The organism is Streptomyces atratus (assembly GCF_900119365.1).
Classification (GTDB): Bacteria; Actinomycetota; Actinomycetes; order Streptomycetales; family Streptomycetaceae; genus Streptomyces; species Streptomyces atratus_B.
Map to the genome: position 1 here is coordinate 1 of NZ_FPJO01000050.1, position 23,496 is coordinate 23,496.

Annotated in this window: 19 protein-coding genes and 6 pseudogenes; 13 read left to right on the forward strand and 12 right to left on the reverse strand. The window is 70.3% G+C overall.

Annotated features, from left to right (window positions below; genetic code table 11):
- Positions 1–443: 443 nt before the first annotated feature.
- On the reverse strand, positions 444–1,100 hold the full coding sequence (locus tag BT364_RS37050) for a bactofilin family protein (protein WP_143166614.1): 657 nt from the start codon (positions 1,098–1,100) through the stop codon (positions 444–446).
- A 72-nt stretch (positions 1,101–1,172) separates the two neighbouring features.
- Between BT364_RS37050 and BT364_RS37055 the strand changes: the two are divergent.
- Together BT364_RS37055 and BT364_RS37060 are read left to right on the forward strand one after the other, a co-directional pair.
- A pseudogene (locus BT364_RS37055) lies at positions 1,173–1,418 on the forward strand (IS982 family transposase); the annotation flags it as partial.
- Positions 1,419–1,459: 41 nt separating this feature from the next.
- Positions 1,460–2,050 (forward strand): hypothetical protein, encoded by a 591-nt coding sequence (locus BT364_RS37060; protein ID WP_371268699.1) that lies wholly within the window; start codon positions 1,460–1,462, stop codon positions 2,048–2,050.
- A gap of 69 nt (positions 2,051–2,119) precedes the next feature.
- Here BT364_RS37060 and BT364_RS37065 read toward each other — a convergent pair.
- Positions 2,120–2,266: pseudogene (locus BT364_RS37065) on the reverse strand (ATP-binding protein); the annotation flags it as partial.
- Between the two features lie 145 nt (positions 2,267–2,411).
- Here BT364_RS37065 and BT364_RS37070 point away from each other — a divergent pair.
- From BT364_RS37070 to BT364_RS37080, 3 genes are read left to right on the forward strand one after another with little or no spacing between them, the layout of a single operon-like run.
- A complete protein-coding gene (locus BT364_RS37070) occupies positions 2,412–3,476 on the forward strand; it encodes a tyrosine-type recombinase/integrase (RefSeq protein ID WP_218172483.1) in 1,065 nt (354 codons plus the stop codon).
- Entirely contained in the window at positions 3,473–3,787 is a 315-nt protein-coding gene (locus tag BT364_RS37075; RefSeq protein WP_072489563.1) for a helix-turn-helix domain-containing protein, read from the forward strand. Before BT364_RS37070 ends, BT364_RS37075 begins: the two co-directional genes overlap by 4 nt.
- Positions 3,788–3,799: 12 nt before the next feature.
- On the forward strand, positions 3,800–5,437 hold the full coding sequence (locus BT364_RS37080) for a site-specific integrase (RefSeq protein WP_072489564.1): 1,638 nt from the start codon (positions 3,800–3,802) through the stop codon (positions 5,435–5,437).
- A 493-nt stretch (positions 5,438–5,930) separates the two neighbouring features.
- On the opposite strand, the pseudogene istB reads toward BT364_RS37080, so the two are convergent.
- The 3 pseudogenes from istB to BT364_RS39620 form a co-directional block, all read right to left on the reverse strand.
- Positions 5,931–6,575 (reverse strand): annotated as a pseudogene (gene istB / locus BT364_RS37085) (IS21-like element helper ATPase IstB); the annotation flags it as partial.
- A 10-nt stretch (positions 6,576–6,585) separates the two neighbouring features.
- A pseudogene (locus tag BT364_RS44655) lies at positions 6,586–7,625 on the reverse strand (Mu transposase domain-containing protein); the annotation flags it as partial.
- Positions 7,623–8,036 (reverse strand): annotated as a pseudogene (locus BT364_RS39620) (RNA polymerase sigma factor); the annotation flags it as partial. The pseudogenes BT364_RS44655 and BT364_RS39620, both read right to left, overlap by 3 nt.
- Positions 8,037–8,183: 147 nt before the next feature.
- Between BT364_RS39620 and BT364_RS37100 the strand changes: the two are divergent.
- The 6 genes and pseudogenes from BT364_RS37100 (at position 8,184) to BT364_RS37125 (ending at position 14,968) form a co-directional block, all read left to right on the forward strand.
- Positions 8,184–9,197, forward strand: coding sequence for a MerR family transcriptional regulator (locus tag BT364_RS37100; RefSeq protein ID WP_072489508.1), 1,014 nt, complete (start codon positions 8,184–8,186; stop codon positions 9,195–9,197).
- Between the two features lie 232 nt (positions 9,198–9,429).
- A pseudogene (locus BT364_RS37105) lies at positions 9,430–10,694 on the forward strand (NAD(P)/FAD-dependent oxidoreductase).
- Between the two features lie 86 nt (positions 10,695–10,780).
- A complete protein-coding gene (locus tag BT364_RS37110) occupies positions 10,781–11,446 on the forward strand; it encodes an SDR family oxidoreductase (protein ID WP_072489509.1) in 666 nt (221 codons plus the stop codon).
- Complete coding sequence (locus BT364_RS37115; protein WP_072489510.1) at positions 11,443–12,657, forward strand: lycopene cyclase family protein; 1,215 nt, start codon at positions 11,443–11,445, stop codon at positions 12,655–12,657. The genes BT364_RS37110 and BT364_RS37115 overlap by 4 nt, the downstream gene beginning before the upstream one ends.
- Complete coding sequence (locus BT364_RS37120; protein ID WP_072489511.1) at positions 12,654–13,403, forward strand: methyltransferase domain-containing protein; 750 nt, start codon at positions 12,654–12,656, stop codon at positions 13,401–13,403. The genes BT364_RS37115 and BT364_RS37120 overlap by 4 nt, the downstream gene beginning before the upstream one ends.
- Positions 13,400–14,968 (forward strand): FAD-dependent oxidoreductase, encoded by a 1,569-nt coding sequence (locus BT364_RS37125; RefSeq protein ID WP_072489512.1) that lies wholly within the window; start codon positions 13,400–13,402, stop codon positions 14,966–14,968. Before BT364_RS37120 ends, BT364_RS37125 begins: the two co-directional genes overlap by 4 nt.
- An 11-nt stretch (positions 14,969–14,979) precedes the next feature.
- Here BT364_RS37125 and BT364_RS37130 read toward each other — a convergent pair whose 3' ends face one another.
- From BT364_RS37130 to BT364_RS37145, 4 genes are read right to left on the reverse strand one after another with little or no spacing between them, the layout of a single operon-like run.
- Complete coding sequence (locus BT364_RS37130; protein WP_072489513.1) at positions 14,980–15,993, reverse strand: Rieske (2Fe-2S) protein; 1,014 nt, start codon at positions 15,991–15,993, stop codon at positions 14,980–14,982.
- Positions 15,990–16,985 (reverse strand): phytoene/squalene synthase family protein, encoded by a 996-nt coding sequence (locus BT364_RS37135; RefSeq protein ID WP_072489514.1) that lies wholly within the window; start codon positions 16,983–16,985, stop codon positions 15,990–15,992. Before BT364_RS37135 ends, BT364_RS37130 begins: the two co-directional genes overlap by 4 nt.
- Positions 16,972–18,543 (reverse strand): phytoene desaturase family protein, encoded by a 1,572-nt coding sequence (crtI, locus tag BT364_RS37140; RefSeq protein WP_072489515.1) that lies wholly within the window; start codon positions 18,541–18,543, stop codon positions 16,972–16,974. Before crtI ends, BT364_RS37135 begins: the two co-directional genes overlap by 14 nt.
- Entirely contained in the window at positions 18,540–19,682 is a 1,143-nt protein-coding gene (locus BT364_RS37145; protein WP_072489516.1) for a polyprenyl synthetase family protein, read from the reverse strand. Before BT364_RS37145 ends, crtI begins: the two co-directional genes overlap by 4 nt.
- A 694-nt stretch (positions 19,683–20,376) precedes the next feature.
- On the opposite strand from BT364_RS37145, the gene BT364_RS37150 reads away from it, so the two are divergent.
- Complete coding sequence (locus BT364_RS37150; protein ID WP_079179827.1) at positions 20,377–20,781, forward strand: IS3 family transposase; 405 nt, start codon at positions 20,377–20,379, stop codon at positions 20,779–20,781.
- 225 nt (positions 20,782–21,006) lie between these two features.
- Here the strand turns inward: BT364_RS37150 and BT364_RS37155 are convergent, their stop codons facing one another.
- The 3 genes from BT364_RS37155 to BT364_RS37165 all read right to left on the reverse strand — a co-directional run bounded on the left by BT364_RS37155 (position 21,007) and on the right by BT364_RS37165 (position 22,433).
- A complete protein-coding gene (locus tag BT364_RS37155) occupies positions 21,007–21,444 on the reverse strand; it encodes a DUF2267 domain-containing protein (RefSeq protein WP_072489517.1) in 438 nt (145 codons plus the stop codon).
- A 60-nt stretch (positions 21,445–21,504) separates the two neighbouring features.
- A complete protein-coding gene (locus BT364_RS37160) occupies positions 21,505–21,900 on the reverse strand; it encodes a DUF2267 domain-containing protein (RefSeq protein WP_072489521.1) in 396 nt (131 codons plus the stop codon).
- Between the two features lie 101 nt (positions 21,901–22,001).
- Positions 22,002–22,433 carry an Hsp20/alpha crystallin family protein gene (locus BT364_RS37165; RefSeq protein WP_072489518.1) on the reverse strand — a complete coding sequence of 144 codons (432 nt, stop codon included), beginning with the start codon at positions 22,431–22,433 and terminating at the stop codon, positions 22,002–22,004.
- 127 nt (positions 22,434–22,560) lie between these two features.
- Here BT364_RS37165 and BT364_RS37170 point away from each other — a divergent pair, with 127 nt between their 5' ends.
- Complete coding sequence (locus BT364_RS37170) at positions 22,561–23,214, forward strand: type III effector protein (RefSeq protein WP_072489519.1); 654 nt, start codon at positions 22,561–22,563, stop codon at positions 23,212–23,214.
- The last annotated feature ends 282 nt before the right edge of the window (positions 23,215–23,496 follow it).

The following is a 23,496-nucleotide window of genomic DNA, read 5'->3' on the forward strand; positions in this document are numbered from 1 at the left end:
GCAGGAGAGGGAGGATCCGGACCGGATGTCCTTCACCCGCACCTTGCGCGTCGTCCGCCGGCAGACCACCAGCCAGGCGGGACTTTCCCCCCTCCCGGCTCACCCGGGCACTGAAGCAGACCCTGCGTGAAATCACCGAACGCCTCCTGGAACCACGGCGGTTACGGTCCAACCCGCGAGTGATCAAACGCAAAATGTCCAACTGGGCACTCAAACGCACCGAACACAACAACCCACCTCGCCCGGCCACCCCCGCCGTCACCCTCGTCGAACCCACCAAAACATCCCCAACTCCACGAATTAAGCCCTAAAGCACCGGTATTGCTACTAGATGATTGATTCCAAGGGATCGTCTGCGCGTACGAGCGCTCGTCGTTGCCGCAACGCAGCCACCAGGCCATGGCCGGCGAAGCTATTTGGCGTCACTGGCCTCCGGGTGGCCGTCAAGACGCGTCGCTGGAGATGCCTGGCCGCAGGATCGACCGTCCGGCCACCAACGCCGCACGGATCGCTGCGAAGTTGGCGCCGCCATGGTCGAGTAGGTCGGTGGCCAAGACGTCTTCGAGCTCCAGATCGTCGTCGATATCGCTCGCGAAGTTCTGGCGGTTCGGATGACCCATGACGAACGCCTGGGGATCTTCGGCGAACACCATGTTGAAGCCGGAGGTGTTGATGACTATGCGGGCGGTGGTGCGTCCGCAGACGACGAGGATGCCGTAGTTGTCGTGACCAAAGACGCCGTTCGATGCGGTCAGGTCACCGCGCACCACCACGTTCGGCTCTCCGTCGACGAAGACGTTACGTGCCCGCAGGTCTCCAGTCACCAGCAGAAAGCAGCCGCCACCATAGGACGACATCGACAGGTCCCCATCGACGGTCAGGTCCCCCGCCACGATCATGTTGCAGGGATTCCAGTCAATGCCGGGTGGTGGTTCCAAGGCAAGGTCGCCGTCAACGGTCAGACCGGTGGCGTACAGGCGAATCTCCTGCTCGCGAGCGAAATCCCGGTACGGATACCCGACGTCGGCCGACACCGCGAACCTCCTTTCGGCCTGTTCAGCGTCGAGGATTCGTTGTGGTGGCAACAGACTCGCGGACATGCTGCCCAATGTAGGTGATCAATCCCAAGGGGCGCCTGCGGAGACGAGAACGAGGGCGTCCAAAATTGCTTTGTGACGAACAACCTGGACACCCTCGCGACAGCACTCTATGCGACGGCCGACGACCTGCTGAAGGAGCATCCGGACTTGGCACCGTGGCGACCACCGGTCGGCATCGCACCGCGCCTGAGCGGTGCCGAACTGGTCACCCTCGCGATGATGCAGGCCATGCTCGGCTTCACCTCCGAGGCTAAGTGGCTCCGCCACGCCCGCGCCCACCTGCGGCACCTCTTCCCCTACCTGCCCCAGCAACCTGGCGTGGCTACGTAGGTGAGAACGAAGAACGTATGTAGGCGGGTTTGGAGAACGTTCTGGCCTCGGCGGTGGGTGAGATGTTGGCGAGTTCTGGGAACGCCCTCCCGGCACTCGCGGTCGATGCGCTCCGTGAGGTGGAATGGGGGCGCTCGGCGTCGCTGGCGTCGATAGAACGGGGGCGCGTGGTGGGGACGATCCTCAAGGGCATGAGCCGCGTTCGGTGGCACGAGCTGACGCACGCGTATGGATCAGCGAAAGAGGTCCCGGGCCGGCTGTCACGGGTGGCGTGGGGCGATGCGCTAACCAGCGCTTCAGCGTTGAGTGATCTTGGGTTCTGGCTTGGTGAGCTGTCCGTCTTCGACGCGACTGCCGAGGCGGTTCCGTTCCTGTGGGATCTCGCGGTGACTGACTCTGTCGCCAGCCGCTCCGGTGTGATCCAGCTGCTCATGACGATCCTGGAACAGGTCAATCCTCCTCGGCTCGACATTCAATACGCGGCCCACCAGGCCGTGCTCGACGGCCGAGGCCTGGCAGACAGGCTGGCCGGTGACGGAGATCCCGCCGTGCAGGCAGCGGCTCAGGACTTGATGGCCGCGATCGACAACCACGTGTGTGAGGCCTGCCGTCCCGCCTGACCACAGGCCCGTTGTTGCTGCCCTGGCGACCGTCCACCGCGCCGGGGAAGGTGGCGCCAACGCCTCTCGTCAGCTGACGCTCTGCTGTTCGGCTCGGGCTCGGGTGGTGGCCAGGCGGTAGGAGTCGGTGCCGGTCTCGATGATGGTGCCGTTGAAGGTGAGGCGGTCGACGATGGCCGCGCAGAGGCGGGGGTCGGTGAAGGTCTTGGTCCAGCCATCTGGGGCTGGCACTTGTTCCCTCACAAGGGTTGCCGCTGCCACCTGGCCGTATCCCGCTCCTGGGGTCCTCGTTGGTTCTCGCGGTGGCTGCCGGATTTTCAAGGTGCCGCCTTGACCGTTCAGGTGCGAGGAAGGTGTGCCGGTGGCCGAGGTGAGACTGCAAGTCATCGCGGGCGGGGCCGTCCCGCAGGAGATGCCGACGATGGATCCCTGGCGGTTCCAGTCGCTGTGTGTCGACGCGTTCGTGGCCTCGTGGCGGGCCCGGGGGTTCAGCCCGGTGACCATCGACAACGACACCGGGCTCCTGGAGCGGACGCTGACGGCGCTGGGGCGGCCTGCGTGGGAGGTAACGCCGGAGGACATCGACCGAGTGGTCGGTGACCTTGCGGTCCAGGGCCGCAAGACTTCGACCCGGCGCGAGTATGTGCAGATCTTCAAGGGCTTCCACCGCTTCCTGCAGGCCCGTAAGGCGGTCGAGATCGAGGCCACTTTCGGCGTCCGGCTGGTCTGCCCAGTCGACGAGTTCAATGCCTCACGGCATGTCGGGGACGATTCGCCGGCCCTGCTGCCGCCCCCGCCCCCGGAGCGGGTGAGCGAGTTCTTCGACTTCATGAAGCAGCGGATCGCCACCGCGAGGAAGTACGGACCCGCCGCCCGGGACTACGCAATGTTCCGGACGCTGTATCACGCCGGGCTCCGCTCAGAGGAGGCATCGCTGCTGGAGCGACCGGACCTGCACTTCACCCGCGGCCCGTTCGGCAAACTCCACGTCCGCTTCGGTAAAGGCGCCCACACCTCCGGCCCGCGGCCGCGATGGGTGCCCATGCTCGACAACCTCGACCTGGTTCTGCGCTGGTTCCTGGAAGACGTACGGCCCAAATTCCCCGACTCACCCGTCCTCTTCGCCGACGAATCCGGCGGCAGCCTCCATCGCGGAACCATCCGCAACCGGCTCCGCTATCTGATGGAACTCGAAGGTCGCCCGGCGGCCGAACGGTTCAGCCCGCATGCCCTCAGGCGGGCCTGCGCGACCCACAACTACGAGCGCGGCGTCGACCTCGTCGCGATCCAGCAGATGCTCGGGCACTGGACGGTCAGCTCGACCATGCGATATGTCCGGCCCTCCGCAACGTTCATCGAGGACGCCTATCAACGAGCGGTCGCCAACACCCTGGCCGAGCTGACCGGGAAGGACTCCACCGCATGAAGATCCAATGGCGACTGCGGATGGCCGCCGCCCAGCGCGAGGTCTGGACCGGCACCGAACTGCGACGGCTGCTGGCCGAGAAGGCCGGCCTGGAACTGTCCTCCGCGTCGGTGTCCGCTCTGTTCACCAAGGAGCCTACGCAGGTGAAGATGACCACCCTGGTCGCGTTGTGCACCGCGCTCGAGTGCACCCCCAACGACCTGATCGAGGTGGATACCACCCCCGTCGAGCGGCCGATCGCCCCGCCCCGACCCGTCGCCGAGCTCCCGCAGGCCGCCTCCGCCCGGGGCCGGTCAATGCCGCCTCTGTGACCGGCGACCGCAATGGGCAAGAAACAACGCGACTGCGTCACCTGCGGAGCCCCCGTCGGATATCTCGATCGGCAGCACTGCTGCCGCTGCTGGCGGCGCCTGAAGGAAGACACCGCTAAAACCACGTGCCCGTCCTGCCGCCGCGATCGCGTCCTGCAGCAGGACACCGGCCGGTGTGTGATCTGCTCGCGCGTCTGCGAAGAGTGCGGTCACCCGGTCCGATCACCGCAGAACCGGCTGTGCCGGGACTGCCGGCGAAAGGCCGACCTGCTGGCAGCCCAGCAGCCCTGCCCCCGCTGCGGCAAGCCCGGCTATCTGCGCGAGGAAACCGGCTGGTGCGGGCCCTGTTCCCATCCCGGATCGCCGAAACACCCGCCACGGACCTGCCGCGAGTGCGGGCAGCTGCGACGCCACGCCGGACTGGGCATGTGCTCGGCCTGCTGGCAGAAGCACCCCGGCCGCCCCTTCATCAGAGGTGAACACCTCCACGACCGGCTTGCCGACCCGCCCCCGTGGCTCACGGACTTCGTCGCCCAGGTCGCGGCCCGCCATTGCGTTGCCAGAGCCTGTGGGTTCATCACCGACCTGGGGCGACTCCTGGAGGACGAGCACTCCAACTCGCCCCAGGCACTGCTCGAGCGATCCCGCAGGCCTGGACGGTCGATGGGGTCCTTCGCCCGCGCGCTCGAGGACTTCTTCACTCTCCGCGGGCTCGCCCTGCCCACCGACCAGGCCGAACGGCTCGCCCTGAACCGACGGCGCCGCCGTGTCGAGGCCGTCCCCGAGCCGCTGCGGCAAGCCATCGCGGACTTCGACGACTCTCGCATGCGGGCCCAGGACCGGGCCCGTCGGGCCGGGACCCGGCCCCGCAGCAATCACACCCTGGAAACGGCCCTGACCACCATGCGTGACCTGGCCCTCTTCCTCATGACTCACCGCAGCAAGGACGACTGGGCCCTGGTGGACGTCCACGACGCCGAAGCGTTTCTGGCCACATTGCCCAAGGCACGCAAGCGACGGTTGACCGTGCTGCGGCAGTTCTTCCGCTTCGCTCGCTCCCAGCACATCGTGCTGGTCGACCCGACCCGGAACCTGACCGTGAAGGAATCGAACGGCTTCTGCGGCCGGACCCTCACCCTCGACCAGCAGCGCGGACTCTTTCGCCGCTGGACGACCGACGAGCACGTCCACCCCCACGAGGCACTGGTGGGCATGCTCGCCCTACTGCACGGAGCCTCCAGCTCGGAGGTCCGCATGCTTCAGATCATCAACATGGATCAGATCGCCCAGACGGTCCGGCTCGGCAAGCGACCCCACCCTGTTCCGCTGGACCCTGCCTCCTGGACGGTGTTGCAACGGTGCCTGGCCCACCGCGAGGCCTGGCGGACCGACAACCCGCACGTCCTGGTCACCAAAGGAACAAAGGCCGGGCGAAGCCCGGCCTCAACTGCCTATCTCTCCCATGTCCTCGACGACTGCGGATTCGTGCCCCGGATGATCCGCAGCACCCGCCTCGTCGACCTGGTGAACACCATGGACCCCAAGCTCGTCGCCGCTGCCTTCGGCATGGACCCACAAGCCACTTTGATCTACCTGTCCGATCGCGTCGACGAGACCCGCTTGTCGCAGTGGGAGACGGACAGAAGCTGACCTCTGGTCAGAGTCGTACGGGTAGAGAGCGATCTTCTCGCGCTCGATGAAAAGCTCGACCCAAGTGCCGGCAACACCTTCGGGCAGCGGATCAGCGAGATCAAGCAGGATCAGGGTGCCGTCCAAGTCCAGGACGGCGGCACCATCCTCTGTGGGGTTCAGCTGTCCTCGCAGGACAACGCAGTGCCCGCCAGGCCGGACTCCCGGTCCGGAATCGGCAGCGGGTTTCACATTCCGCCCCCAGACGATGTCCTCATCGACTGTCCACTCGACGTGGTACTCGCCCGGCTCCGCGGTCTGGTCACCGCACCAGCGGACCGCGGTCCGTCCAAACGGGGTCCGGATCTGAGCCAGCCAGGGACTCCAGGGAAACTTTGCGACCTTCTCCAGCTCGATAAGCATCGTTCGATCATGCAGCATCCGAGTTGCTGCCGGAACCTGTGCTGTTCAGCCGCCGCCTGGCACAGGTTCACCGGAACATGTGCGCTTTCGAGAAGGACTCGTTGGAGGCGATGGCGACGCTGTTCTTCTCCTCGCGTTCGGTGAGGACCTGGAAGAGGAGTTCGGCGCCGCGGCGGTCGAGTTCCATGTAGCCGAGCTCGTCGATGCAGAGCAGGTCGACGCGGCCGTAGCGGGCGATGGTCTTGGTCAGCTGCTTCTCGTCGGCGGCTTCAACGAGCTCGTTGACCAGCTTCGTCGCCAGGACGTACTTCACCCGGAAGCCGGCCATCGCGGCCTCGGTGCCGAGTGCGATCAGCAGGTGGGACTTGCCGGTGCCGGAGTCCCCGATGAGGCAGCGGGGCAGCCCCTTCTTGATCCACTCGCATTTGGCGAGAGTGTGGATCATGGCTGCGTCGATGTTCGGGTTGGCGTCGAAGTCGAACTTGCGGAGCGACTTGTCCCGGGGGAAGCCAGCGGCCTTAATGCGGCGCTCGGAACGGCGGCGGGCCCGGTCGTCGCACTCCGCGAGGAGGAGCTCGGCGAGGAAGCCGAGGTAGGACATCTGCTCGCGTTCGGCCTTCTCGGCCAGCTCAGGGAACTGGGATCGGATGGTGGGCAGCCGCAGCATGCGGCATGCCTGGTCGACCGCGGTGTTGGCGGCTTGTTCGGTCAATCCTCGCTGGCGCGGAAGGGTCATGGCGTTCTCCTCAGCTGTTGGGTTCGGGTCGGCGGAGCCGCAGAAGCTGGTCGTAGTGGGCGACGGAGGGCAGGGGGCGTTTGTCGGGCGGTAGCTGGGCCCGGACGGCAGCGGGCAGCGGCGCGCTGCCGTGCTGACTACCGGAGGCGGGTGAAGGTGTCTCTTCGGCTCGGTGTCGGCGTCTGCTGCCTTGCGTGCTTCCAGGGCAACGGCATCTGATGCGAGGGCTCCGCTCTGCAAGGCTGCGGCGAGACCCGTGACGAGGTGTTCGTGAGGCAGGTGCCGGCTGAGGAGGAGAACCTCGATCAGGGCCCGGGTGCCGTCGCGTTCACCCTGGGCCTTCACTGCGGCTTGCCACCAGGCGTCGTGGATCGGGGTGAACCGGCCAGCAGCACGGGCCTGGTCGAGGGCGGTGGCGCCGGGCAGGGCGCCAGGTTTCCGGATCAGGGCCTCGAGGTAGTGGTCGAGTTCGAGGCGGGTGGCGCCGCGGGCGATGAGCCGTTCGTGGCGGGCGACTTCGTCGCGGCCGTCGTAGACGACCAGCTCGGAGGCGTGGAGCATGACGCGGACGGTCCGTCCGATCAGCCGGACGGGGACCGAGTAGCGGTTCATCCGGACGCAGATCTGGCTGTAGCGGTCGACCCGCGGTGTGGAGAGCCGGCCGGTCTCGAAGGAATCTTCCGGCAGCGGTGCCAGCAGCGACCGTTCAGTTGCGAAGTACTCGCCGATCGTGTGGGACCGGGACCGGATGCGCCGGTCGTCGTCCTCCAGGTCCCATCGGTCGATCATGGCGTTGAGCTCGGCGAGCGTGTCGACTTCGGGGACGGGGACGAGGTGGTTTCGGCGGAACCAGCCGATCTGGCCTTCGACTCCGCCCTTCTCGTGGGCGCCGCGGATGCCGGGCTGGCAGTAGAAGGCTTCCAGCCCGTAGTGCGAGCGGAAGGCGGTCCAGCGTTCGGCCTCCACCCGGCGGCGTGAGAGGCCCAGCACCTGGGCGACGGCGGCCCTAAGGTTGTCGTAGCGGACCTTCCCGGTCGGCACCCCGCCCAGCAACACGCGGTCGAGCACCTCGCCTGGCATCTCCTGGACGAACCGGGTGGGCGTGGTTCCGTGGGCGGCTGAGGCGACGAGGGCCAGACGCCTCGTCCTGGCGGCTAGGGCGTCAATGATCTTGCGGCGTGCGATGCCGACCAGCCAGGCACCGAGTGCGCCCCGCTCCGGGCGGAAGCCGTGCCGCCCGCCCCAGGCGCCGATGAAGACTTGCTGAGTCACGTCTTCGGCCTCGTGGGCGTCGCCCAGGGACCGGGTGGCCATGGTGTGGACGAGTGGTTCCCAGTGCCGGTAGATGGCCGCGAACGCTTCCTCGTCAGCGGCGACGAGGCCGCGGGCGAGGTCCTCCTCGTGCCGCGTTTCCGCCACGGGCGGGACCAGAGCGGTACTCGGTCGCATGGTCGTGTTCATGGCGCGTTCCTCCTGTCGCGCGCCGTCCGGGGATGAAAGAGCGTGTCCGGACGGCAAGTCCGCCGGTCCGCCGTGCGCGTGCTTGCAGTGTGGGACGCCATAACGACGCAAGCAACGTGCGTCGTTTGTGCGTCGTATTGTGGAGGCGTGAGTGAGTCTGATGAGGAAAACGGTGAGGACCACCACGGCCGGTACGGCGAGGGCGATCCGCCGGGCGGCGGACACACCACCGGCGAGGTGGCCCGGCGCCTGGGTGTTGCCCCCACCACGGTCCGCACGTGGGACCGCCGGTACGGCCTCGGGCCCGACGCGCACATGGGCGGCCGGCACCGGCGCTGGACCGCCAGGGACGTGGCGCGGCTGGAGCGGATGTGCGCGTTGACGGCGACTGGGCTGCCCCCGGCCGAGGCCGCACGGCTCGCGCGAAGCGGGGAATCACCGGTGGCGGCCCGGCCGGGACGGACTGCCGGGCCAAAGCGGGATTCGGCCCGGGCCCGCAGCCGGGCGGGGAGTGGCCTGCGGCTCGGTGACGTGCGTCAGGAGTGCAGGGGAATCGCCCGGGCCGCCCTGCGCCTCGACGCAGCCGCGCTCGACGAACTGCTGCTCACCGCGATCGCCGAACACGGACTGGTCGCCGCTTGGACCGAGGTGATCGTGCCGACGCTCCAGGCGGTCGGCCGCAAGTGGGAGACGTCGGGCGAGAAGTACGTCGAGGTCGAGCACTTCCTGTCCTGGCACGTGTCCGGCGCGCTGCGGCGCGCCACGCCCGACACGGTCGCCGCCCGTGCCGGCGCCACCACGGTGCTCGCCTGCGTCCCGGGGGAGAACCACACCCTGCCGTTGGAAGTGCTGGCCGCGGCATTGACGGAGCGCGGCGTCCCGGTGCGTATGTTCGGTGGTGCCCTGCCCGTCGAGTCGCTCGTCACGGCCGTGCGCAGGACCGGGCCGGCCGCGATCGGGCTGTGGTCGCAGTGCCGTACCACCGCCAGCCGGCCGTTGGCCCAGCACGTCGCAGCCATGGAGTGGGGCATGCGCGGTGCCCGCCGCAGGCCGGTCGTGCTGACGCTGGGACCCGGCTGGGCGGGGCAGCCGGTTGCGGGCCTGGCGCGTCCGTCGGGACTCGCCGAGGCGGTCGCCGCTCTGGAGTCGTCGGTCTCCTGATGTGTTGCCGTCCGACTCGGCACTTGGTCGTGGCGCCTGGGCAGCGGCCGTGGAACGTGGTCCGCTGGACCAGTGGTCGCGGCCGCGTCGTTCGTCCACGGGCGAGTGTTGCTTTCGCGCCACGTTCCGGCACGGGGCTGTGCCCGCTGGTTCAGGGGTACCGGCCGAGGAAGGGGCTGAGCGGACAGCCCTGATGTGCGGGTGACACGGTACGCGTCGACCGAGGAGAAGCATGAGCGAGGAACATCGCCGGGCACCGGACGTGGTCGTCGTCGGTGCGGGCCTGTCCGGCCTGGTGTGCGCGCTGGACCTGTGCCGTGCGGGATGGCGGGTGATTCTGCTGGAGGCGTCCGAAGGCGTGGGCGGGCGCATGCGCACGGACCGGCAGGACGGGTTCCTGCTGGATCGTGGTTTCCAGGTGTTCAACACCTCGTATCCGCAGGTGAAGCGGCGCATGGATCTGAGGAGCCTGCGGCTGCGGCCGTTCACCGCGGGCCTCGTCGCGCACACGTCGAAGGGGTCGGTCCGCCTCGCCGACCCGACGAGAGAGCCCAGTGCGGCGAGGGCTCTGCTGACAGGACTCGGGTTGTCTCGCCACGCGACCTGGCCGCGCTGGCGGCCCTCACCGTGCGGGACGCCGTTCTGCCCGCTTCCGCTGCCAGACAGCACGAAGACGGCTCCACCTCGGCGGCCCTGGCCCGCGCGGGAGTGTCGGACGCCGCGGTCGCCGACATCCTGCGGCCGTTCCTGTCCGGCGTCTTCCTGGAGGACCGGCTGGAGACCTCCGCACGCTTCTTCCACCTGGTCTGGCGGAGCATGGTCCGAGGGTCTCTGTGCCTGCCGGCAAAGGGCATCGGCGCCGTCCCGGCCCAACTCGCCGACGGCCTGCCCGGCGGCGTACTGCGGCTCGGCACCCCCGTCGCCGCGGTCACCGACACCGGAGTGCTGCTGGAGGACGGGAGCGAGGTGCCGGCCCGGACGGTTGTGGTAGCGACGGACCCGGCGAACGCCACCCGCCTGCTGCCGGACCTGACCGTGCCGGACACACGCACCGTCACCACCTACTACCACGCCATCGGCAGGACACCCATGGCCGAACCGACCCTGATGGTGGACAGCACCGGAGCGATCCTGAACACCTGCGTACTCAGCGAGGTCGCTCCCACGTACGCGCCCCGCGGCACCGCGCTGATCTCCACCTCCGTACTGGGAACCGACCTCCCCGGCAGGGCGCAGGCTGTGCTATGCCGTCTGGCCGAGCTGTACCGTACCGACACGAGCGGCTGGCAGCAGGTCGCCGCCTGCACGGTCGAGGGCGCGCTGCCCGCGATGCTTCCCCCCTGGCCGCTGAGCCGCACCACCCGCCTTCGCCCAGGCAGGTACGTGTGCGGGGACCACCGGGCGACCGGATCGGTGCAGGGCGCCATGGCGTCGGGGGCGCGCGCCGCGCGCGAGGTGGTCGCCGACCGGGGGCAAGGAGGTGACGCCGGAGTGTGAACGGTGTCCGGCCGCATCCGCGGACACCCCTGGACGGGAAGCAGTGACGATCGGATGAACCCGTTGGCCCTATCGAGGGGTGAAGCGTGAAACTGAACGGTTCCCGTGTGCTGGTGGCCGATGCCACGGGGGGGAGGGGCGGTGCGATCACCGCCGAACTGGCCGACCGGGGCGCCAGCGTGGCCCTCGCGGGACGCGACCGCGGCCGCCTGGCCCACACCGCGCGGACGTATCCCAGCGCCCCGATCGCTGCCTTCGACGCCTACGGTCCCTGGTCGTGCACTAGGCCCGTGCACGCAGCGGCGGCAGCCCTCCAAAGCTGGGCGCCGTTGTCGCGTGCGGGTCGGTGGCCTTCGGTGCACCCGAGGAGCCTCGCGCCAGCCGCGTTCTTCCGCGCCGCGCTCGGCATCCTGCGACGCGGTTCGGCGGTCGCCGCCGTCACCGGCGTGGTGGCCGAGCGCCCGCAGCCCCGAGTGGCCGACTACAGCGCCTGCAAGGCCGCGCTCGCCGCATGGCTGGACGCCGTCCGCCGCGAAGCACGGAGCGCCGGTGCCGCGGTACTGGAGATCCGGCCGGGGCACCTCTACACACGCTTCGCGACTCGCCCCGTGGCGGGCACCGCCCCACACTGGCCGGAGGGCGGCGACCCGCGTCATGTCGCTGGCGCTGTCGCGGACGCGTTGGAGGCCGCCGCCGAGCTGCTGCGCTCGGGCCCCGACCATAGCCCCATCGTCGAACGGCGAGCCCGGTGACACCCCGCCCCGCCGAGGAATCCGACGTGATCGTCATCGGCGGTGGCGCGGCCGGTCTCAGCCTCGCCCACCGGCTGACGGAGAACGGCGGCGCCACTGTGACTGTGGTTGAGCCGCCCGACGGTCCGCTCCGCCCCGCGGAACGGACCTGGTGCTACTGGGACGCGGGTGTCGACGGGTTGGAAGAGGCGGTCAGCGCGTCTTGGTCCGTGCTGCGTCTGCACGGCGCCGACCGACGGCCGGTCGTTGTCGGACCTGCCCCGTTGACCTACCGCATGGTGCGCTCTACCGACTTCGAGCGGCTGGTCCACGGCCGCTTGGCCCGCTCGGACGGCGGGCGTCTCCTTCGCGCGACGGTGGAATCGGTGCGATGTGTGCCCGGAGGCGCGGAGGTCCGGTGCATGCTGACCGGGGGCTGGTCCCTGACGCTGCGCGCCCGGCGTGTGTTCGACTCGCGGCCGCTGCCTGTCCTGCCGCCGGCGCGCACGTGGTTGCTGCAGCACTTCCGCGGCTGGTTCGTACGTACCGACGCCGACCGGTTCGACCCCTTGGTCGCGGACCTGATGGACTTCCGGGTTCCTCAGCCGGCTCACGGACTCGCTTTCGGCTACGTCCTGCCGCTGGCGCCGGACCGGGCGCTAGTCGAGTACACCCAGTTCTCCGGCAACGCGCTGACCACCGAGGCATACGAATCGGCTCTCGGGCACTACTGCCGAGACGTCCTCGGGCTTGGCGCGCTCACCGTGGAACGGGCGGAGCAGGGGGTCATTCCCATGACCGACGCCCGCTTTCCGCGACGGGCCGGCCCCGCCCACTTCCGTGTCGGAACTGCGGGGGGCGCCACTCGTGCGGCCACCGGCTACACCTTCGCGGCGGTGCAGCGACAGAGCAGAGCCATCGCCGCCGCCCTGCGCGACGGGCGCACCACCATCCCCGCACCCCACGGGCGGAGGGCCTCGGCCATGGACGCGGTCCTGCTGCGTGCCCTGGACACCGGGCGCATCGACGGCCCGCGATTCTTCACCGACCTGTTCCGCCGGATCCCGGCGGAGCGCCTGCTGCGCTTCCTCGACGGCGCCACCTCCCTGCGGGAGGAGTGGGGCATCGGGCTGCGCACCCCTGTCCTGCCGATGCTCCGTACAGCCGCCGAACTGCCCTTTGTGCCCCGACGCTCCCAGTCCTTCGCAAGAACCGGAGACAACCACCGATGAGCCTCCTCCTGCGCGAGCATGACCTGGCCCGCGCCTTCGACCACGCCGCCTGCACCTACGACAGCCTCACCTCTCTCAACCCCGGCTACCACACCGACCTCCTGCGCTCGGCCCGCCGGCTCCGGCTCCCCGACGACGGCGCCGGACTGCACGTTCTCGACGTGGGCTGCGGTACCGGCGCCTCCACCCGAGCCCTGCTCAGGGCCGCGCCCCGGGCCCGGATCACGGCTGTGGACGCGTCGGCGGGCATGCTGCGCCGTGCCCTGGCCAAGCCGTGGCCCGCACGCGTACGGTTCCTGCACCTGACCGCCGAGGAGGTCACGGCGGCCGGAGAGGGCCCCTTCGACGCGGCCTTTGCCGCCTACTTGTTCCGCAACGTCACCGACCCGGACGCGGTCCTGAGCAGCGTCCGGACCCTGCTGCGGCCGGGCGGACGTATCAGCGCCCACGAGTACACCCTGAGCGGACGGCGGCGGCACCGGGCGTTATGGGCGGCGGTGTGCCACGGCGTCGTCATCCCGGCGGGCACACTCACCGGCGACCGGGCCCTGTACCGCCACCTCTGGCACAGCGTCATCGCCTTCGACACCGCCCCCGCCTTCGCCGGCCGGCTGACGCGAGCCGGTTTCACCGGAGTGCGCGTCGCCCCGGTCTCCGGATGGCAGACGGGCATGGTGCACACCTTCCTCGCCCGCAACGGCCCGAGCCCGGCACGCACGACCACGGCAAGGGAGCGAGTCCGATGACGGCCCGCCGTGCCGATGCCGCCCGACGAGGCCGCGACCGCAAGGCCGAGGTTCTGGCGCCACCACCCGGCAGGGAACGGTTCCAACGCGGGGACGAGCCGTCCGTCGCCGTGATCGGTGGCGGGATCGCCGGCCTTGCCGCGGCCACCCTGCTGGCCGAGCGGGGTGCCCGCGTGACCCTGTACGAAAAGGAGGATGCGCTGGGCGGCCGTCTCTCCGGTTGGCCCACCAGGCTGGCGGACGGCTCCTCCGTGACCATGACCCGCGGGTTCCACGCCTTCTTCCGCCAGTACTACAACCTGCGCGGGCTCCTCCGCCGTACCGACCCTGCCCTTTCGCGGCTCACGCCGCTGACCGACTACCCCCTGCGGCACAGAGGCGGCCTGACCGACAGCTTCGCCCGAGTTCCGAGAACGCCGCCTTTCAGCGCGCTCGGCTTCGTCGCCCTCAGCCCGAGCTTCGGCTGGCGGGACCTCGCCGCCATGGACGCCCGGGCGGCACTGCCTCTGCTCGACGTGCGGGTGCCCGAAGTGTACGAACGCTTCGACGAGGTCACCGCAACCGGCTTCCTGGACAGCGTGAGTTTCCCGGAAGCTGCGCACCACCTGGCGTTCGAGGTGTTCTCACGCAGCTTCTTCGCTGACCCGCGCGAACTGTCCGCCGCCGAACTGCTGCTGATGTTCCACATCTACTTTCTCGGATCGGCCGAAGGACTGCTCTTCGACGTACCGGGCGAACCCTTCCCCCAGGCGCTCTGGGACCCGCTTGGCGACTACCTCCAGCGCCTCGGGGCGGACATCCGCACCGGCACCCCCGTCCACGGCGTGCTCCCCCTCGGCGACGGTGGAGCGCATGTGCCCACCGACACCGGTGCCGGGCGCCACCAAGCCGTGGTGCTCGCCCTCGACCCCGGGAGCCTGTGCCGGATCGTCGGCGCGTCACCCGGCCTGGGCACGTCCGGCTGGCGTGAGGACATCGCTGCCCTGCGCACCGCACCGCCGTTCCTCGTCTCCCGGCTCTGGCTCGACGGGCCGGTCCGTGCCGACCGGCCCGGATTCCTCGGCACCAGCGGCTACGGAGGGCTCGACAACATCAGCGTTCTCGAGCGGTACGAGGGCGAGGCCGCTCGCTGGGCCGCACGGACCGGGGGCTCGGTCGTGGAACTGCACGCCTACGCCGTGGACCCGGCGGCCGAACCGCAAGAGGTGCAGAACATGCTCGTCGACCGGCTGCGCCAGGTATACCCGGAGATCCGCGAGGCGCGCATTGTCGACGCCCGGCACGAGTGGCGCTCGGACTGCCCGCTCTTCGAGGCCGGCTCCCACCGCCGGCGACCCACCGTGCGCACCCCTCATCCGTGGCTGACCCTGGCCGGCGACGGAATCCGCTGTGACCTGCCCGTCGCCCTCATGGAACGGGCCGCCACCACTGGCTTCCTGGCCGCGAACGCCCTGCTCGCTGACCGGGGGGTGCACGGCCAGGTCCTGTGGACGGTACCCCGGGCGGGCCGTTCACCCTTACTCCGGGCGCTCGGAGCCGTCGCAGGGCGCCACTCGTCGCACTGACCGGTGCCCGGTCAGCCGGGGAACAGTCCGGTGCTGCGCAGCGTCCAGCGCCGTTCGGCGTAGGCCAGGTCGTCGCGCCACAAGCGGCCGGCCGTACGGCGCATCAGCGGGCGCAGTACGGGGGCGGCGGCCCGCGCCAGAGCGAAGCCGGGCCGGTCCGACGCGGCGATGACCGCCTCGACCACGGCGGTGCGCGGACGCTCGTGGTCGGGCCCGGTCAGCGGCGTCGCGTGGGTCTCGACCACGGACGTGGCGCCCTCGCCGTCGGTGATCCGCATGACGACCGTGCGCGGCTCCGGCGCCGTGAACTCGGCCCGCACCGGAACCACGAGCCGTCCGGCCACCCGGAAGGAGACATCGACGACGAAGGCGTCGTCCTCGTCCCCTCGCGGCTCCCGCGCCACCGACAGGTCGACGAACGAGTACGGGTGGAACCACGAGCCGTGCCACGGATCGAGCCGGTTGGCCACCACGTCCTGCGGTTCGCACCGCCCCACCGCCGTGAACACCGCGTCCACCCCACGGTCCCTCGCCGGTCGAGCGGGCACGACAGGCCGCTCGGTGGGCTCCTCGCCACCCACCGCGTCCAGTCGCACCCAGACGAGTACGCCGTCGTCGTGCACGGGAAACGGCTGCCAGCCAACGGACGGAGAACCGTCCAGGGTGAGCCCGTGCCAGTGGCAGACCAGCGTGCCGCACACCACCCGGCTGTCGCGCAGGGGAGCGCCCAGGTGCGGGCAGACGCCCGAACCGGCACGGGGCTCGCCGTCCTCCGAGCGCCACAGCACGACCTCCACACCACCGACCGTCCGGCCGTACGGGCGATCGTCCGCGCGCACGTTCCGGGAGGCACCGACCACGAACCAGTTGCCGGACGGACGGGCGGACGCCCGATCGAGTGCGTCGGCGATGAGCGCCGGTCGCGCCTGGCGCCAAGTCGGTGTCTGCGCCGCCCAGTCCGGGCCGGACCTCAGCCGTCGGCGCAACGGCGGCGACCAGCGCTTGCCGTCCCTTCGACCACTCACCGCACTGGCCCCTTCCATTTGACTGCCGGGCCACCCGCCGGGGCCGCTCGGTGTGGGCCGCGAGTGAGTATCCAGGCACCGGCCAGGCGTAGCGCACCGGCCGCGGCCGTTGCCGCCCGACGCCGACGCGACACCACCGCACGGCGATGCAGCACGGTGTAGTCCTGCTCGGCGATCGTGTCGAGAATCCCGCCGTAGAGGGTGAACGCGGCACGGATGCAGGGACGCACCCGCGGATCGAGCATCGCGATGCCCGGCTCCGCCGTCCGGTACACGACCCGCGTCATGGCCTCCGCCGCGACGAGAGCGGCGCGGATCCGGGGATCGCGCCGCCCGGTGCGCCGGCTCCACTCCAGCAGGGGCCGGTCCACACCGTGCGCGGCCAGCAGATCGCCGGGCAGGTAGACGCGGCCGCGGTCGAGGTCCTCACCCACGTCGCGCAGGAAGTTGGTGAGCTGGAACGCCACACCGAGCGCCGCCGCGTGCGGTGCCGCCTCCTCCCGGGCCGTGACCGTACCGAGGACCGGCAGCATCTGCAGGCCGATCACCGCCGCCGAACCATGCACGTACCCCTGCAGATCGGCGTAGGTGGGGTAGTGGGTGACGGTCAGGTCGGCACGCATCGAGGACAGGAAATCGGCGAAGAGGGCATGCTCGATGTCGTAGCGGTCGGCGGTGTCCGCGACGGCCCGGACCACCGGTTCGTCGCCCGCTCCGGCGCGCAGCCCGTCGGCCAGATCGCTCTCCAGGCGTCGCAGCAGCCGGTCGCGCTCCTCGGGCGCGCGGTGGTGGTCGTGGTCGTCCACAATGTCGTCCGCCCAGCGGGCGAAGCCGTACAGGGCGTGCACGGCGGAGCGGCGTTCGAGGGGCAGCAGGCGGGTGGCCAGGAAGTAGGTCCTGCCGTGGCGGGCGTTGAGCCGTCGGCACTGGGTGTAGGCGGCGCGCAGTGCGGGATCGGTGATCCCGGCGGCGTCCAGTTCACGACGGGTCATCAGCGCCTGCCAGGGCCGGGGCGGAGGACGCGTCGGTCGCGGTCGAGGTTGGCGCCGTCCGTACGGGCCGGGTACCGGTGCCGCCGGTGATGCGCGCGGCGGCGAGTTTGCCGCTGACGAGTACGGTCGGTACGCCGACGCCCGGGGTGGTGCCGCAGCCGCCGAGCACCACGTTGTCCAGCCCCCGTACGAGGTTTCGTGGGCGGAACGGTCCGGTCTGGGCGAAAGTGTGGGAGACGGAGAAGGGACTGCCGGCGGCGTGGCCTTGCCTCGCCCAGTCGAGCGGCGTCACCAGAAGCTCTTCCTGGATGCTGTCCGCGAACCCGTCCAGGCCCCGGCGCTCCAGTTCACCCACCAGGCGGTCGCGGTAGCGCGGGCCCAGGCCCCGCCACGCAGCGGCTGTGGGACCGACCGCTGTGTTCGGACAGGGGGCGAGGACGTAGTGGAGGTGGCGTCCCGGCGGTGCCAGGGCGGGATCGTGTGCGGTGGGGCGGGTGATGAGCAGAGAGGGGTCGCTCATCAGCTCCCCCGTGCGGGTCAACTCGTCGAAGGTGCGCTGCCACGCGGCGCCGAAGGAGATGGTGTGGTGAGCGAGGTGCGGCCAGGTGCGGTCGGTTCCCGCGTGCAGGATCACGGCGGACGGTGAGTGACGCAGTCGTGCCGGCCGCCGGGGCGCCCGCCCCAGCAGCCCGTAGGCGGCGGGCAGTTCGCACGTGAGCACCACCGCGTCGCAGGGGATGCGCTCGCCGGAGGACAGGTGGACGGCCCGTACTCGGTCCGCGGAGCGCTCCAGCGTGCGTGCTTCGGCAGTCCAGCGCAGATCAGCACCGGCTTCCGCCGCCGCGTCGGCCATGGCGCGGGGGAGTGCGTGCATTCCGCCCTTGGGGAACCAGACGCCGGCCACGGTGTCCATGTAAGCGATCACGGCGTAGGCCGCGAGTGCTCGGGCCGGGGCCACTCCGGCGTACAGTGCCTGGAAGGAGAAGACCCGGCGCAGGCGCTCGTCGGAGAGGAAGCGGGCGATGCGGCCGTCCAGCCGTCCGAAACCGCCCAGCGCCGCCAGCCGGGCCAGATCCGGGTGCAGCAGTTGGAAGGGCGAGTCGAAGTTCGTGTCGATGAATCGGCGCATCTGGACTCGGTACAGACGTTCCAGCCACTGCCGCAGGTCGCGGTATCCGGCCGCCTGCGCCGGTCCGGCGAAGCGCCGTACCTCCGCCTCCATCGCCTCGCCGTCGGTGTGCACGTCGAGCGAGGAACCGTCCGCGAAGCACGCCCGGTAGGCCGGGTCCAGAGCTGTCAGCCCGACGCGGCGGTGGAGGCTGTCCCCGACGGCGGCGAACGCCTCGTCGGCCAGATGCGGCATGGTCAGCACCGTGGGGCCGGTGTCCAGCTCGTAGCCGCCCAGTCGCACTCGGCCGGCCCGGCCGCCGGGACCGGCGTCCCGTTCGACGACGGTGACCCGGCGGCCCGCACCCAGCAGGTGCAGGGCACAGGCCAGCCCGGACAGCCCGGCACCCACCACGACGACATGGTCGGTCGGCCCCGGCACCCTCTTCACGCGACCTTCTCGGCGCGGCGCTGGGCCACACCCGTCGCGCGCGAGACCAGGGCGGCGAACTCGTGCCGCACGGTAGGGCGTGTACCAGCGCGCTCGAAGTGCGCGAGGCTCATGTCGGTCAGCTCCTCGATCTTCGCCTCCACCAGGTCCCGGGCGCCGGTGCGCTGCAGCGCGGACCGCACCTGCCGGACGGCCTTCACGGACTTCGGGTCCGCGTCCGGAGCCAGCGCCGTGGCAGCCTGGTGATCACCGGCGGCGTCGGCGAGCCGGACGGCGACGGCGAGGAGGTAGGTGAGCTTGCGGGAGCGCAGGTCGTCGTCGGCCGGCTTGCCGGTCAGCGCCGGGTCGCCGAAGGCGCCGAGAAGGTCGTCGCGGAGCTGGAAGGCCAGCCCGGCGCACCGGCCGGCCGCTCGCAGCGCGTCCAGCACGTGTTCGTCGGCGCCGGCCAGCGAAGCGCCCAGCGTGAGTGGTCGGGCGACGGTGTACAGGGCGCTCTTCAGGGTGGCGATGGTCAGCGCCTCGTCGACACCGGAAGACCGAGCGGCCTGGGCGTGCAGGTCGCGGTACTGTCCGGCGACCATCTCGGTGCGCATCGCCCGCCACTCCTGGTGCAGGCGCGAGCCGTGCGGCGTGCCGAGCGCCGTCTCCATCAGCAGGTCGTCCGCCCACGCCAGCGCCAGGTCACCGGCGAGCACGGCGGCCGACGTGCCGAACGACTCCGCTCGGCCGTGCATGCCCATCGCCCAGTGCACGCGCGCGAAGTGTACGTGCAGGGCCGGTGCGCCTCGTCGCCGTGCGGATCCGTCCATCACGTCGTCGTGTACGAGGGCGCACGCCTGGAGTAGTTCGAGGGCGGCTCCCGTGTGCAGGACGGCTGTGGCGTCTCCCGAGCCACCCGCGGCGCGCCAGCCACAGTGGGCGAAAGCGGTGCGCAGGCGTTTGCCTCCCCGCACGGCCAGCGTGGCGAGGCGGTCGGCCAGCTCCCGGGCGAAGACGGCGTCGACGGTGCGGGAGTGACGCAGTCGTTCGTCGAGTACCTGCTCCAGGACTGTGCCGACAGCGTCCGCTGCGTCGATCGCGGTGAGAGGGTCATCGACGAGTTCGGCCGGTGTGGCCACCATCGGTGGCAGTCCAGGCATGCACAGCCCCTTCTCACTCTTGGTTATACGCACGGCACTATTTCCGCCGGGCGCCCTGTCACGGATGCACTGATTCCTTGCCCGTCCGGCACCCGACTTCGACCGGACTCACCTCAGCGGCGCAACGGGCGGGGATCTCATGGTGATGAGTCGCCCTGCGCGCGTTCCTGTTCGCGTACGTCCACGAGGCCGGTCAGCCGGTCCGTGAACCTTCCCCTTGATCGTGGACACCTGGAGACTGGGACATGAGGTTTCAGAGGAAGTAGCACCAGGTGGGAAGCAAGTACACGAAGCGGTACACCGCGGAGTTCAAACGGGACGCGATCGCGCTGGTCGACTCGGAGTCCCTGCGCGGCTGGTACCGCCAGGCCAAGGCGGACCGGGGCGAGGGAGCCCCGGGTGAGCTCACCACCGCCGAGCGCGAGGAGCTCAAGCGGCTGCGCAGGCAGAACGCCGAGCAGGCCAAGACGATCGAGGTCCTGCGAAAGCCGCGGTCTTCTTCGCGAAGGAGAGCGATCGGTGAACGCGATGTACACGTTCATCGAGGCGGAGAAGACCACCTACGGTGTTGCTTTCCTCTGCCGCCTCCTGAAGGTGGCCCGTCCTCGTTCTATGCCTGGCTCGCCGCGGCGAAGGCCCGGAGCGCGGGCAAGGCGGCCGACCAGGACCTGGTCCATGAGATCCCGTCATCCACGTGGCCACCCGCCATACCTACGGCGTGCCGCGCATCCATACCGAACTGCGGCGCCTGGGCCGGGCGGTGAACCGCAAACGCGTCGCCCGCCTCATGCGCGAGCACTGCATCCAGGGCGTCACCCGTCGCAAGCGCCGTTCGCTGACACGGCCGGACAAGAAGGCCAGGCCGGCCCCGGACCTGATCGGCCGCAACTTCCATGCCGAGGTTCCCGGCACGAAACTGGTCGGCGACATCACCGCTCTGCCCACATCCGAGGGCCGGCTCTACCTCGCCTGCTGGCTGGACCTGGCCACCCGCGAGGTCGTCGGCTACTCGATGGCCGACTACTACCGCGCCCGCCTTGTCGTCGATGCGCTGAAGATGGCCGCGGGCCGGGGCCGGCTCCGGCCCTCTCAGCGGTGAGGCGGGTGCGTTCGGTGAGCAGTGCGGTCTGTACGGGAGTGAGGGACGCTGCGGGGGCGGTCAGCTGGTGGACGGCGACGCTGCTGACCTCGTCGGGGGCGTGGACGGGGCCGACGAAGGGGTAGAGGTCGTGGTGGCCTTCGCAGCAGCCGATGAGTCCCGTGGGGTCTTTGCGACCCGTGCACGCGTCACCAGCGCGCCCGACGCCGGAAAGACACGGCGCGTTTACGCGGCGGGGGTGAGTTCGGCGCGGCCGAACAGCAGCGCGTGGCCGGAGGGGAGCTGGCGCAGGATGCGATCGAGGAGATCGGGGCCGGCCAGGACGGCGACGGCGGAGAAGACTGTTCCGGTGTCCCAGCGGGTGGTGGCCAGGGAGGTGCCGGTGCGAGCGGCGAGGTCGTTGACAAAGGCCCAGCCGGTCAGAGGCTCGGTGTCCGGGATCTGCGCGGTCAGGACGCGGGCGGCTTCGAAGGGCAGGCGGGCGGCGAGTTCGACGCGTTCGTCGCCCGTCAGTTGGCGCCCCAGTCCCGCTATGACCAGCCGGACGGCTTCCTCGGCCCGCTCCGGGGTGGGGTAGGCGCCTTCGTAGCGGACCTTCTCCAGCATCTGCTCGTATGTCATCGCGGGCAGCTGGTGCAGCGGTGCACGTGGGTCGGAGATCACTGCCGTGGTTGCCTTTCTGTTGCCGTGGTGCCGGTGCGCGGGCACCGGGCGTGCTTCATGTCAGGTGGGCTGGGGACGGCCGAAGAGGAGGTCGTAGCCCGCGGGGAGCTGGAGCAGGATTTGCCCCAGCAGGTCGTCACCGGCCGCGTCGGTGGTGGTGCTGAGGACGGCGCTGACGTCCCAGGCCGCGGTCTGGTCGGTGGCCCCCTCGATCCAGGCCGCCGCCGCCCGAACGAACCGCTCCGGTGGCAGCGGCTCGGCGCTCTGCAGCGGGTTGAGGAGGATCAGGGCGAAGCCTTCCGGCAGTCGAGCCGCCAGCTGGGCACGTACCTCGCCGACCAGGTGTGCGCCCAGCAGGGCGAGCACCACGCGGGCCACGCGTTCTGCTTCCTGCCGGCTGCCGTACTCACCGCGTTCCTGCACCTGGTCGAGGAACGCTTCCCGTCGCACAGTCACGTCGGCCGTCACCCTTCCTCGGTCCATGGGGTGCGGAGGACGGGAGAGGGGGAGATCAGTTACCCGTCCTCCGCCGCTGTTGGGGCCCTCGTCGTTCCGGCTCAGTCGGAGATTTCCCTCCGGCCGGATCCGACGCCGATGGTGATCTTGCGGGGCTTGGCACGTTCGGCGATCGGGATCCGCAGGGTGAGCACGCCGGCGTCGTAGTCGGCCTTGATGTGCTCGGTGTCCAGCGTGTCGGCCAGCATGATCTGGCGGGAGAAGACGCCCAGCGGCCGCTCCGACAGTTCCATCTGCACGTCGTCGGCCTTCGCCACGGGCCGGCGTTCGGCCTTGACGGTCAGCATGTTCCGCTCGACGTCGATGTCGATCGCGTCCGCGCTGACGCCAGGGATGTCGAAGGCCACCATGTACTCGTCGCCCTCGCGGTAAGCGTCCATCGGCATCGGGGAGGGCCGCGACCAGGTGCCCGGGCCCGTCAGCTGCTGAGCCAGCCGGTCCAGCTCACGGAAGGGGTCAGTGCGCATCAACATCGTGAAAACACCTCCAGCAGGTTCGGGCAGTTGCTGCCAATGCGCTTCACTGAAACCGTTGTAGCATGTCATCCATCGGATGACAAGCACGGTGTCGTCCACTCGATGACAAGCTGAGGAGGTGCCCGTGACAGCAGCCGAACAGCCGGCCCCGTCCAGCGCCGACGGCCGAAGCCCGGCCTCGTTCCTCGCCGCCGCGGCGGCCCTGCACGCCATAGACGACGCCCTGCACGCCGCCCGGCGGGAAACCTCCGACGCCCCTGATGCCGGCCCCGGCACGGAGCAGGCCCTGGACTCCCTGCTCCTGCTGCGGCAGGTCCGCGAGCAGCTCGCCGGATGGGAGACCGGCCTGATCGAAACGGCCCGGGACGCGGGAGCCAGCTGGGCCGACCTCGCCCACCCCCTCGGCGTTGCCAGCCGCCAGGCCGCCGAACGCCGCTACCTGCGGGGCCGTCCCGGCCCCGCAGGAACCACCGGCGAACAACGCGTCCAGGCCACCCGTGAACGCCGCGCCGCCGACCGCACCCAAGCCGAATGGGCCCGCCGCAACGCCGCCGACCTACGCCGCATCGCCGGCCAGATCACCGCCCTCACCGACCTCCCCACCGCCGCCCGCCACCCACTCGACCAACTCCACGCTGCCCTCGCCCACAACGACCCCGCCGACCTCATCAACCCCCTCACCGCCACCCGCCCCCACCTGACCGGCACCCACCCCGACCTCGCCGCCCGACTCGACACCCTCACAGGTCCCGCCACGGCCCCGCCCCCACCCGACTGAACGAACACCCGCGCCGGAGCGGGCGCCCGATCCGGCTGCCACGCGACATCAGTTGGTGGTGATCGCATCACGAAGATGTGGGCCGTGGAGGTGAGTACGGTGCGGTTCCCGCGCGCGTGGCACGGGTCCTGAGTCGCGAGGTGTGTTGACTGTGTGCTTGCACCCTCATCCCGAGGGGACGCTGTCCCTCCCCTGCCCCTGAAGAGCACCACCGCACTGACCAAGACTCCGACGGGCGACAAGGAGAAGGACAAGGACCAGGACTCCACGGGCGAGGAGGAC